The following is an 11486-nucleotide window of genomic DNA, read 5'->3' as shown; positions in this document are numbered from 1 at the left end:
GTAGACCCTGAAGTTGTCTTCCCAGACGTCGCGGATCTTCACGTCCAGCGCCGCGTCCTGCCGGACGCGGGCGGGAAGCCGCCCGGGATCCCGTTCCCGGGCCTTGTGCTCGTAGTAGGTCGACGGGGCGATCGGCAACTCGCGGCAGATCGGCTCGACCCCGTAGGCCTCGCGATGGGCGTCGATGAACGCCCGCATCACTTCTCGTGGCGGTCGAGCTCCGCCTGGGCGAAAAACGCCGAGGCCTTGCGCAGGATCTCGTTGCTGCGCTTGAGCTCGCGGTTCTCCCGCTCCAGCGCCTTCAGGCGTGCCCGTTCGTTATCCGACAACGCCGAGGCATCGTCCCGCTCGCGCTCCGCGCGGCGGACCCACAGCCGCAGCGTCTCGCCCGTGCAGCCAATCTTCGGTGCAATCGACTGGATCGCCGCATGCTGGGATGGGTACTCCTCCTGGTGTTCCCACACCAGTCTCACCGCCCGTTCCCGGACCTCCGGGCTATACCGTGTCGTCTCACTCATCGCTCTATCCTCCCAAGGATCAGAGCCTCCGGAAAAGTCGGTACGGTTCAAGACTTTGTTCAGCCGCATGCCTTTCTGTGGCTGGTCCTGGTTCGTCCTCCGGTGTTTACGGTGCCTCCGGTCCGCCGCCTGCCCGGCGCTGACTCGCCAGCGCGCCCCGAGGCACTTTCTTGCTTGCCCAAGAAAGTGCCCAAAAAGGGCACCCGGATTCCGCCCGGGAACCTTGCTCCAGGGCTCTCGGGCCGGCGGCGCTGAACTCGCTGCGCTGCGCTGCGCTTCGCTCAGACATCCAGCGCCCCGAATTTATAGAAAACGGGCCGGCCCGAGAACCCTTCCGCAAGGGGCTCTATACGGGAAGCGAAGGTCAAATCCGAACAAATCCCCACCTTTATGCCTAACCATAGGCAACGCCGTCCGAAAGCCCCTGGCGCCCGCTGCGCGGGCGCGGCAAGCAACGGCCGAAGGCCGAGCGTGCCCAAGATGTGCGAAGACCTTGCCATCCTTCACTGGCACGACCGTCGGGACGGCTGTTGTCTTGACCTTGAACCCCCGTTGTCGTCGCGCCGAGCGGAGAGGGTTTTCGCGGGATTAGAGGCGCTGGATGTCTGAGCGGAGCCGCAGGCGCAGCGAGTTCAGCGCCGCCCGCGAAAACCCTCGGAGCGAGGGAAACCCCGGCCCGCGCAGCGGGCCGGGGTCGCGGCAGTCGGGCGTGTTTCTTGGGTACTTCTTTGCACGAGCAAAGAAGTACCTCGGGGCGCGCTGGCGAGTCAGCGCCTGGCAGGTGGCCGGACGAAGGCACCATAAACACCGGATGCCGAACCAGGCCTAGCCAACAATCGGCGGTACGCGGACCGAAGGCTCGTAAACACCGGATGCCACTCCAGGACCAGCCACCACGAGGCAGGCGGCGGGTAGAAGGCAGGGAAACGTGAGAGGGCGAAGAACACCGGCTCCCGCGCTTGTGATGGTGGGAGCCGGTGGGGCTAGAAGTTTTCGGTGGAGGTGAACAGGCCGACGCGGAGGTCGTGGGCCTCGTAGATCGGGCGGCCGTCGACCTTGACGATGCCGTCGCCGATGCCGAGGACCAGCTTGCGCGAGATCACGCGCTTCATGTCGATATGGTAGGTGACCTTCTTGGCCGTCGGCAGGACCTGCCCGGTGAACTTGACCTCGCCCACCCCCAGGGCGCGCCCGCGTCCCGGATTGCCGAGCCATGCGAGGTAGAAGCCGACCAGCTGCCACATGGCGTCGAGGCCAAGGCAGCCGGGCATCACCGGGTCGCCGGGGAAGTGGCAGGCGAAGAACCAGAGGTCGGGATTGATATCCAGCTCGGCGATCATCTCGCCCTTGCCGTACTGGCCGCCGTCGCTGTTGATCTCCAGGACCCGGTCCATCATCAGCATGTTGGGGACCGGCAACTGGGCGTTGCCCGGACCGAACATGTTGCCGTAGCCACAGGCCAGGAGTTCGTCGCGATCGTACTGATTCTTCTGCATGGGAGCGCCGCTCGGGGAAAAGGCCGGTATTGGACCGAAACCCGCGCGCAAAAGCAATTGCGACGGGATTCGGCGGTGCGCCGACAGCCCCGGGGGTGGGGCTGATTAGGTTGTCCTCGGAACGTCCTGGGACAACCTGTCGAGAGCTCTGCGTGCCCCGGATCAGGCGTCGGAGGGATACCGTAGCAGTTCCGCGAGGGTGAAGAAGCGGTCGCCGCGCAGGTAGCCGGCCTGGATGTCGGCGATCAGGGCGCCGGGGCGGCCCTGATCGTCGTGCTCGGCCACCCACGCGGTCGGGACCGTATCCAGGATGTGGGTACAGGCCAGGCGCCCGTCTTCCAGGTGGCTGGCGCGAACCTCGCCGGTGCGGCGGTTGCGGAAGGCCGGGAGCCAGCCGGCGGTGAAGCCGGCGTCGAGCCAGGCGGGGTTCTCGGTGCGGGCCGGTTCGGGTGCCGGCATGAGGTCGAGGCTGAGCATCGCGAGGTCTCCGGGGATTTAATTCGGGTATCGGCGCGGGCGCGGCAAACTTGAGCGTGATTGGCCCGGCGTGGAGACGGGAACCGGAACGATTCGACATAATCAGGCAACCGGTTGGTGGGGCCGGAGTTGCGCCCGAGGTGGCGGGCGCGGACCATGCCTGAAAGAACAACAAGCGAGGGGGAGTCGTGGCCGTCACTGTAATGCTGTGGGTGCTGGGGATCGTGGTCGCAATCGTGGTGCTGGACCTGGCACGGCGGCCCTTGCGCCGCTTGCTGGTGGGGCTGACCGGCGGCGTGACACGCCTGACGTGTGCCCTCCGGCGGCAGGTGCTGCATCTGCGCGACGCGACCCAGCGCTGGCACCACGCCCACCTGGCCCGGCTGGAGGCCGAACGCGTTCATGTGGCGGTCCATGCCCTGGAGCGGCGTTACGCTCGCCTGGTGGGCCACGATCTGGCCGAGATCCCCGATCTGCGCCAGCAGGTTCACGAGACCCTGCGCCAGCTGGAGGATGCCTATGCCCGCGACGAGGGGCGTCTTTCCGCCGAGCCCGGCTGGGTCAGCCGCCTGGAGGCTCTGGCGAGCACGCCGGTGGGCGACAGCCCGCAGGGGCAGCGCCTGGCGCAGGACATGCAGGAAACGGTGTTGCGGATTGCACGGCTCGGCATGGAGGAGCACCGACAGATGGCGCGTGGCCTGCTGTCGGCGCGGCGACGCCTGGAAGCCCCGTTGCACGAATTGACCGGGCGCCTGGAACAGGTACACCGGCGCCTGGCCGACCTGCAACGCCAGGGCGAGCGCCTGGATAACGGTCTGGCGAACTGCGAGAACCGGGACCATCCGGCGCAGCGGCACCTGCCCGCGTATGCCCAGGCCGGCAGTCAGTGGCTGCTGGGCGCGGCCGGGCTGGTGCTGACCGCGGTGGCCGTGGTGGTGTACCAGCGGCTGTTCGATCCGGCCCTGGGGACGCAGTTTCCGGCCTCGCTGGAGGCCGGCGGGGTGGCCTTCCCGGATCTGGTGGTGGCGACCCTGCTGGGGGCCGCGGCGGTCTCCGGCTGGCTGCTGGCCGAGGCCCGCGGCGTGTCCCGTCTGCTGCCGCAGGCGATGATGGATGGTAGTGAGGGCGTGCGCCGGGCGCTGGTGGTGGTGGCAGGCGTTGCGCTGGCCGTGCTCGCGCTGATCTCCGCGCTGGGCGGCTTTCATCTGGAGTGGGTGGCGTATCGTCAGGAGTTGATGGATACCCTGCTGGCCGGGGGCGACGCGTTGCCGCCGACCCTGAACCTGTTCGAGCAGTCGGTGGGCGCGGTTCTGGGCCTTCTGGTACCCCTGATCGTTGCGCTGGCGCCGATCTGGCTGGTGGGGGTGCTACAGGCGACCCGGGTTATTCTGGGCGGCCTGCTGACGCTCGTGCTGGCGGTGCTAGCGGGTATCCTGTACCTGCTGGCGGTCGCGGCGGCGCAAGTGCGGCGTCTGCTTCCGGTGGCATTTGATCTGATCACGTTCCCCTCGCGGGCCGTGCGCGAGCGGTTCGTGTAAGTGTCAGGAAGCCGGAATGTGAACTCGATCAACCCCCGGTACGGCTTTGCGTGCGCTGCTTTCTGCCCCCTGTAGAATGCGGCGCCGGAGATCCCGGCGAATCAAGAGATGGCAGCGGAAATGACGATGAAACGGTGGTCGATGCGCGTGATGGCGCTGGTTCTGGGGAGCGTGATGCTGGTGGCCTGGAGCGGGGCGGCCGCGCAGCAGACGCGCTATGTCAGTGAGGAACTCGAGGTCGGCGTGCGCGGCGGCCCCTCGAACCAGAACCGCATTGTCAGTGCGGTGCGCGCCGGGCAGCCGGTCACGGTGATGGAACAGTCCGGTGACGGCTGGAGCCGGGTGCGGCTGCCCAGTGGCAACGAGGCGTGGATCCTGACCCGCTATTTGCAGGACGAGCCGCACTCCCGCGAGCGCCTGGCCGAGGTCGAGGCCGAGCTGGCCGAGATCCGTTCCGGTGCGGATGATCAGGAGGGCCGGATCGCGGAGTTGCTGGACCGGCGCAACGAACTGACGACCGAGCGAGATGAACTCCAGGCCCGGATCGCGGATATGGAGTCGGAACTGGAAGAGCTGCGGGATATCGCGGAGCGGCCGCAGGAGATTCAACGCGAGAACCGCCGGCTGGAGCAGGAACTGATCGAGTCCCGCGATTCGGCCGACGAGTATCGGCGTCAGGTCGAGGTGATGCAGGCCGACAGCCAGCGCAAGTGGTTCATGACCGGGGCCCTGGTCACCGTGGGTTCGGTGATCCTGGGCATTATCCTGACGCGCATCCCCACGCGCAGGCGGCGCAGCGACTGGGTCTGACCGGCAGCGCGTTTCCCGGAACGGTCCGCGCGAGGAACATCACGTTTCTTGCGCGGTCCCACCCAAGTCAGTAGGCTTCCGCGACCGTTCGAGACGGGCATGCGCCGGTCGGTGCCGGCCTGTCTCGGTTGCGACGGAACGATTTGTACGCGTGGCCGCGGGCCGCGTCCTTGGCCCGGAACCAAAAGGACTGAGCTGGCCGGATGCTCTACGCAATTATCTCAACGTTCCTGCTGGCGGCAGCCGCCCCCGCGGTGCACCGCCTGACCGGCCGTGCCAGCGGCTGGGTGCTGGGTCTGTTGCCGGCCGCGTTGTTCGTCTATTTCCTGAGCTTTCTGCCGGCGGTCTCCAGTGGCGAGTCCATCGTGCTGGCCTGGCCCTGGCTGCCGGGGCTGGATATCCAGCTCTCGTTCCTGGTGGACGGGCTGTCGCTGCTGTTCGCGCTGCTGATCTCGGGCATCGGCTTCTTCATCGTCACCTACGCCGGGCGCTACCTCGAGGGGGACCGTGACCTCGGGCGCTTCTACGTGATCATCCTGGCCTTCATGGGCTCCATGCTGGGGCTGGTGCTGGCGGACAACCTGGTCGCGATGTTCGTGTTCTGGGAGCTGACCAGCATCACGTCCTATCTGCTGATCGGTTACAACCACGAGAACGCGGACGCCCGGAAGTACGCCCTGCAGGGCCTGTTCGTCACCGTGGGCGGCGGCCTGGCGCTGCTGGCCGGGATCATCATGCTGGCGATGGCCGGCGGTTCCTGGGAGCTGTCCGAGATCCTCAACAACGGCGACGTGGTGCGCGAGCATGCGCTGTACCTGCCGTTGTTGCTGCTGATCCTGATCGGGGCCTTCACCAAATCGGCGCAGGTCCCGTTCCATTTCTGGCTGCCGCGCGCGATGGCTGCGCCGACCCCGGTCTCCGCCTACCTGCACTCCGCGACCATGGTGAAGGCCGGCGTATACCTGCTGGCGCGCCTGAACCCGTCGCTGGGTGGCACCGACATCTGGTTCACCACGCTGGCGTTGTTCGGTGCGGTGACCATGTTCACCGGTGTGTTCCTGGCCTTCCGCTCGACCGGGGTGAAGAAGGTGCTGGCGTACTCCACGGTGATGGCCCTGGGTACGCTGACCATGCTGATCGGGATCGGCACCGAAACCGCATTGATGGCGGCGATGGCCTTCCTGCTGGCGCACTCGCTGTACAAGGGCGCGCTGTTCATGGTCGCCGGTATCCTGGATCACGAGGCCGGTGCCAAGGATTTCCTGCAGACCGGGGGGCTGCGCAGCGCGCTGCCGGTCACGGCCGCGTTCGCGATTCTCGCGGCGCTGTCGTTGGGGGGTGTGATCCCGCTGTTCGGGTTCGTCGCCAAGGAGTTGATGCTGGAGGCCGTGCTCGATGCCCCGAGCCTGGGCGGCATCCTCGCGCTGCTGGCGGTGCTGACCGCGATCCTGGGGGTCGCGGTGGCCGCGATCGTCGGTATTCGCCCGTGGTTCGGGCCCAAGGTGGATACGCCGAAGACGCCGCACCATGACGCTCCAGTGGCCATGCTCGCCGGCCCGGCGGTGCTTGCGAGTCTGGGGCTGATCTTCGGTCTCGGCCCGGGACTGGCGGACGAAGGCCTGATCAATGCCGCGGCGGCCAGCGTGCAGGGCGCGCCGGTGGATGGCTACCTGGCGCTGTGGCACGGGATCAACTGGCCGCTGGCGATCTCCGCGTTCAGCCTGGTGGCCGGTGGGGTGCTGTACTGGCGCTGGGAGCAGGCGCGCCGCGCGCTGGCGTGGGTGGATCGCGCGGCCGAATACGGCCCGGAGAAGGGCTACTTCAAGATGATGGACGGCCTGGTGGCACTGTCGGAGTGGCAGACCCGCGTGCTGCAGAACGGCTATCTGCGCTATTACGTGATCGTGATCGTCGCGATGACCGCGGGCCTGGTCGGGGTGACGGCGCAGCTGTTCGACGTCGGCGTGGGCGGCCTCGACTGGGCCGCGCTGAAGATCCACGAGGTCGCGATCCTGGCGATCCTGGTGGCCTCGATGCTGTTCGCGGTGCTGACGCGCTCGCGTCTGGGGGCGGTGGCGGCGCTGGGGTCGCTGGGCTTTACCGTGGCCCTGGTCTACGTGCTTTACAGCGCGGCGGATGTCGGTATTACCCAGGTGCTGGTCGAGACCCTGACCGTGATCCTGCTGGTGCTGGTGCTGTTCCGCCTGCCGGGTTTCTTGAACCTGTCGTCCACCGCGCTGCGGGTGCGCGATGCCGGGATCGCGCTGGTGATGGGCGGCATGATCACGCTGTTGATCCTGAGCACCCTGGATGCGCGCCTGTTCCCGTCGATCTCGCAGTACTTCATTGACGAGTCGGTGCCCTCCGGCTATGGCCGCAATATCGTCAACGTGGTCCTGGTGGACTTCCGTGCGCTGGATACGCTGGGCGAGATCTTCGTGCTGGCGCTGGCGGCGATCGGGGTGTACGCGATGCTGCGTTTCCGCGCGGAGGACCGCCGATGAACATGCATTCCCTGATCCTGCGCACCGCGGGGCATTTCCTGCTGCCGCTGCTGCTGCTGTTCTCCGTGTTCCTGCTGCTGCGCGGTCATGACGAACCGGGAGGCGGCTTCATCGGCGGCCTGGTCGCGGCCGCGGCGATCGTGCTGTATCTGTTCTCGATGGATATCCAGTCGGCGCGCAAGGTGCTGCGCGTGGACCCGCGCGACGTGCTGGGCGTTGGCATGGTGCTGGCCGTGATCAGCGCGATCCCCGGGGTGTTCCGCGGGGAGGCCTTCTTCACCGCCCAGTGGTGGGAGTTCACCGCGCCGCTGTTCGGCGAGATGAAGCTCTCCACCGTGCTGATCTTCGATATCGGGGTGTACCTGGTGGTAATCGGGTCCGTGCTGACCATCATGCTGAACCTCGCGGAGGCGGAAGACTGATGGAAGTCGTCATGGCCTTTGTGGTGGGCGGCCTGTATGCCGCGGCCATCTACATGATGCTGCGCCGCTCGATCGTGAAGCTGGTGATCGGGCTGGTACTGCTGTCGAATGCCGCCAACCTGCTGATCTTCACCGTGGCCGGCATGACCTCCGGTGCGCCGCCGCTGATCGCGCCGGGCGACACGGTGCCCGAGGGCGTATCCGCCGATCCGCTGGCCCAGGCCGTGGTGCTGACCGCGATCGTGATCGGGTTCGGGGTGCTGGCGTTCGCCGTGGTGCTGATCCACCGCGCCTACGAGGTGGTGCAGGCCGATGACATGGATCAGATGAAGGACACCGATCGATGATGATGTCGGTAGCCCTTCCGGTCGTGCTGCCGCTGCTGTTCGGCGCACTGTCCGTAATGTTCTGGCGCTCGCACTTCGCGCAGCGCTCGCTTGGCGTGCTCGGCACCGGCGCAATGCTGGCGGTCTCCGTCTGGCTGCTGGCGGATACCTGGGAGCACGGCCATGTGGTGATGGAGATGGGCTCCTGGCCCGCTCCGTTCGGGATCGTGCTGGTGTCCGACATGCTGGCCGCGATCATGGTGGTGCTGACCGGGATCATCGGCTTTGCCACCGCGCTGTATTCGCTCTCCGGCATCGGCAAGATGTCGGAGAAGTTCGGCTACTACCCGCTGCTGCACCTGCTGCTGGCGGGGGTAAACGGCGCCTTCCTGACCGGCGACATCTTCAACCTCTACGTGTGGTTCGAGGTGATGCTGGTCGCGTCCTTCGCCCTGCTGATCCTGGGCGGGGAACGCGCGCAGATGGAGGGGGCGATCAAGTACGTCACCCTGAACCTGCTGTCGTCGATGATCTTCCTGACCGCGATCGGCCTGACCTATGGTCTGACCGGCACGCTGAACATGGCCGACATCGCGGACAAGCTGGCCACGGTGGAGGACACCGGGCTGATCACCGTGATCGCGATGCTGTACCTGGTCGCCTTCGGGGTGAAGGCGGCGGCGTTCCCGTTCTTCTTCTGGCTGCCGGCCTCCTATCACACGCCCAAGGTCGCGGTATCCGCGCTTTTCGCGGGTCTGCTGACCAAGGTCGGGGTATATGCGCTGTTCCGCGTGTTCACGCTGATCTTCAATCAGGACGTGGACTACACCCACGAGATCCTGCTGTGGGTCGCGGCCGCGACCATGCTGACCGGCGTGCTCGGGGCGGCGGCGCATTACGAGTTCCGGCGCATCCTGTCGTTCCACATCATCAGCCAGATCGGCTACATGATCATGGGGCTGGCGCTGTTTACGCCGCTGGCGCTGGTCGGCGGGGTGTTCTACATCATGCACCACATCATCGTGAAGGCGAATCTGTTCCTGATCAGCGGGATCACCTTCGTGATGAAGGGCACCCACGAGCTGAAGCAGATGGGCGGGATCTACCGCACGAATCCGATGCTGGGTGTGCTGTTCCTGATCCCGGCGTTGTCGCTGGCAGGGCTGCCGCCGCTGTCCGGGTTCTTCGCGAAGTTCATCATCATCCGCGCGGGCATCGAGGCCGAGGCCTACTGGGTGGTGGCGGTCGCGCTGGTGGTGGGGCTGCTGACGCTCTACTCGATGATCAAGATCTGGGCCGAGGTATTCTGGAAGGCGCAGCCGGAAGGCGTGGAGACCGATGACGTGACCTCCGGTCCGATGATCTGGATGTGGCTCCCGGTGATCATGCTGGCGCTGATGACCGTGGCCATTGGCCTGTACGGCGAGCCGATCTACCAGATGGCCCTGATGTCGGCCGAACAGCTGCTGGATCCGTCGCAGTACATCGAGGCGGTACTGGGGGCACAGCCATGATCGCGCTGACCTGGAATATCGCGCTGGCCCTGATCTGGGTCTTCCTGACCGGCACGTTCAGCACCGGCAACCTGCTCGTGGGGTTCTTCCTCGGCTATGTGCTGCTGGCCTTCGCGCTGCGCGACAAGCCGGGTTTCTCGAGCTACGCGCGGCGGGTGCCCAAGTTCATCGCGTTCATTGGCTACTTCCTCTGGGAGCTGTTCCTGTCCAATCTGAAGGTGGCGTATGACGTGATGACGCCGACCCACCACATGGTGCCGGGCGTGATCGCCTTCCCCCTGGATGCCAGGACCGATGGCGAGATCACCATCGTCGCCAACCTGATCTCGCTGACCCCGGGAACGCTGAGCCTCGACGTGTCCACCGACAAGAAGGTGCTGTACATCCACGTGATGTACATCGAGGATCGGGACGAGGTGATCCGCTCCATCAAGTACCTGGAACACCGCGCGCTGGAGGTCCTGCGCTAGGCGCAGGGGATGCAGATGTTCGATATCGCCATCATCGCTTCCAATGTGCTGCTGAGTATCGCCCTGCTGCTGGGGTTCTGGCGGCTGTATCTGGGGCCGACCCTGCCCGATCGCGTGGTCGCGCTGGAACTGATCGCATCGCTGACGATCGGCTTTATCGCGGTGTATGTAATCTCCAGCGGCCGCACCCCGTTCATCGACGTGGCTATGGTGCTGGCGCTGACCGCGTTCCTCGCGGCGGTCGGCTTTGCCCGTTACCTGGAGAAAGGGGGGCATCGCGACGATGACTGAGTTCTTCACGGGGCTGTTTCTGGTGGTGGGTGCGGCGTTCATGGTCGTGGCGGCGCTGGGCCTGGTGCGCATGCCCGACCTGCCGATGCGCCTGCACGCGACCACCAAGGCGGGCGTGCTGGGGGCTGGCCTGATGATGGTCGGGGTCGCGGTGTACTTCGGTGACGGCGGCGTGACCACGCGCGCGGTGGCGGTGATCGGCTTCCTGCTGCTGACCGCGCCGGTGGCCGCCCATGCGATCGGGCGCGCGGGTTATTTCGTCGGTGTCCCGCTGTGGGAACACAGCAAGACCGACGAGCTGAAGGGACGCTACGACGAGAAGACTCACACCCTGTCTTCGCCGCCGGAGATGCACGAGCCCGAGGATCGGGACGACGCATCGCGCTGAGACCGATGCTTTTCGGCATACCCAGCGAGCCCCGTGGCCATGCCGCGGGGTTCGTTCGTTTGGGGCCGGCGCGGCCGGGGCGAGAGGACACCCGTCTGCGTTCGGAGGCCATGCGGTCACCCGGCCGGGGTGAAGCGCAGAGCCGGGATCTCCGGCGTCAGCAAGAGCGGTTGTGTGCGTCAAGTTGTGCAGAAATGAGTCGGCCATGTTCGGTTGGTCCGTATGGCTCAGGCGGCCTCGGCCTGCCGGAGCAAGATCTTCTTGTGTTCTTTGAGCAGATCCATGTTCAGGTAGCGGTTGTCCTCCAGCCAGCCTTCGTGGATTTCGACGGCCAGGGCCCGCACCAGACGTAGACAGCTGTGGGTGTTGGGGAAGATCCGGACCACCCGGGTCCGGCGCCGGATCTCCTCGTTCAGCCGCTCGAGCATGTTGGTGCTCTTCATGTGCTTGTGGTGGGCCCGCGGCAGGCGGTAGAACGTCAACGTCTCCTGGATGTTGTCCTCCACCCAGTCGCACAGGCGGGGATACTTCGCCTGCCAGCGCTCCAGCCAGGCCGCCAGATCGCGCTGGGCCTCGGTCAGATCCCGGCGGTCGTAGAGCCAGCGCAGCTCCTGCAGGCAGTCGTCGTCGGCCTTGCGCGGCAGGTGGTCCAGGGCGTTGCGCAGGAAGTGCACATAGCAGCGCTGCCATACCGCTTCCGGGAGGATCTCCAGGATGGCCCGGCGCAGCCCT

13 protein-coding genes, 1 pseudogene and 1 other annotated feature are annotated in these 11486 nt (G+C 66.3%); of the genes and pseudogenes, 9 read left to right on the top strand and 5 right to left on the bottom strand.

What is annotated here, in order from left to right; genetic code table 11:
* The 4 genes and pseudogenes from D107_RS14220 to D107_RS0113145 form a co-directional block, all read right to left on the bottom strand.
* A pseudogene (locus tag D107_RS14220) lies at positions 1–518 on the bottom strand (transposase); the annotation flags it as partial.
* Positions 124–240, bottom strand: a sequence feature (AL1L pseudoknot). Its footprint overlaps the pseudogene before it by 117 nt.
* Before the next feature lie 281 nt (positions 519–799).
* Positions 800–1018, bottom strand: a complete 219-nt coding sequence (locus D107_RS14215) for a hypothetical protein (protein WP_081619313.1) — start codon at positions 1016–1018, stop codon at positions 800–802.
* 483 nt (positions 1019–1501) lie between these two features.
* Positions 1502–2014: a 3-hydroxyacyl-[acyl-carrier-protein] dehydratase FabA gene (fabA, locus tag D107_RS0113150; RefSeq protein ID WP_018866911.1), complete on the bottom strand. Its 513-nt coding sequence runs from the start codon at positions 2012–2014 to the stop codon at positions 1502–1504.
* 162 nt (positions 2015–2176) lie between these two features.
* On the bottom strand, positions 2177–2491 hold the full coding sequence (locus D107_RS0113145) for a hypothetical protein (protein WP_018866910.1): 315 nt from the start codon (positions 2489–2491) through the stop codon (positions 2177–2179).
* Positions 2492–2694: 203 nt separating this feature from the next.
* Here D107_RS0113145 and D107_RS0113140 point away from each other — a divergent pair, with 203 nt between their 5' ends.
* The 9 genes from D107_RS0113140 to mnhG all read left to right on the top strand — a co-directional run bounded on the left by D107_RS0113140 (position 2695) and on the right by mnhG (position 10754).
* On the top strand, positions 2695–4029 hold the full coding sequence (locus D107_RS0113140) for a hypothetical protein (RefSeq protein ID WP_018881650.1): 1335 nt from the start codon (positions 2695–2697) through the stop codon (positions 4027–4029).
* A gap of 141 nt (positions 4030–4170) precedes the next feature.
* The gene (locus D107_RS0113135; RefSeq protein ID WP_018875777.1) at positions 4171–4839 is read left to right on the top strand and encodes a TIGR04211 family SH3 domain-containing protein; all 669 of its coding nucleotides are present in this window, start codon (positions 4171–4173) and stop codon (positions 4837–4839) included.
* A gap of 203 nt (positions 4840–5042) precedes the next feature.
* Positions 5043–7343 carry a putative monovalent cation/H+ antiporter subunit A gene (locus tag D107_RS0113130; protein ID WP_018878876.1) on the top strand — a complete coding sequence of 767 codons (2301 nt, stop codon included), beginning with the start codon at positions 5043–5045 and terminating at the stop codon, positions 7341–7343.
* Entirely contained in the window at positions 7340–7765 is a 426-nt protein-coding gene (locus D107_RS0113125) for a Na+/H+ antiporter subunit B (protein WP_017942333.1), read from the top strand. The genes D107_RS0113130 and D107_RS0113125 overlap by 4 nt, the downstream gene beginning before the upstream one ends.
* Positions 7765–8112: a Na+/H+ antiporter subunit C gene (locus D107_RS0113120; RefSeq protein WP_018866906.1), complete on the top strand. Its 348-nt coding sequence runs from the start codon at positions 7765–7767 to the stop codon at positions 8110–8112. Before D107_RS0113125 ends, D107_RS0113120 begins: the two co-directional genes overlap by 1 nt.
* On the top strand, positions 8109–9605 hold the full coding sequence (locus tag D107_RS0113115; protein WP_018866905.1) for a Na+/H+ antiporter subunit D: 1497 nt from the start codon (positions 8109–8111) through the stop codon (positions 9603–9605). The genes D107_RS0113120 and D107_RS0113115 overlap by 4 nt, the downstream gene beginning before the upstream one ends.
* Positions 9602–10075, top strand: a complete 474-nt coding sequence (locus D107_RS0113110; RefSeq protein WP_018866904.1) for a Na+/H+ antiporter subunit E — start codon at positions 9602–9604, stop codon at positions 10073–10075. The genes D107_RS0113115 and D107_RS0113110 overlap by 4 nt, the downstream gene beginning before the upstream one ends.
* A 15-nt stretch (positions 10076–10090) precedes the next feature.
* The gene (locus tag D107_RS0113105; RefSeq protein ID WP_026279247.1) at positions 10091–10366 is read left to right on the top strand and encodes a monovalent cation/H+ antiporter complex subunit F; all 276 of its coding nucleotides are present in this window, start codon (positions 10091–10093) and stop codon (positions 10364–10366) included.
* Positions 10359–10754 (top strand): monovalent cation/H(+) antiporter subunit G, encoded by a 396-nt coding sequence (gene mnhG / locus D107_RS0113100; RefSeq protein ID WP_018866902.1) that lies wholly within the window; start codon positions 10359–10361, stop codon positions 10752–10754. The genes D107_RS0113105 and mnhG overlap by 8 nt, the downstream gene beginning before the upstream one ends.
* A 227-nt stretch (positions 10755–10981) precedes the next feature.
* Here mnhG and D107_RS0113095 read toward each other — a convergent pair.
* Positions 10982–11486 (bottom strand): IS256 family transposase (locus D107_RS0113095; RefSeq protein ID WP_018881649.1); only part of this gene is annotated, 505 nt, incomplete at its 5' end.

The sequence above is a fragment of the Thioalkalivibrio sp. ALE30 genome (assembly GCF_000377465.1).
Classification (GTDB): Bacteria; Pseudomonadota; Gammaproteobacteria; order Ectothiorhodospirales; family Ectothiorhodospiraceae; genus Thioalkalivibrio.
This window is presented reverse-complemented; position numbering and strand designations above follow the sequence as displayed.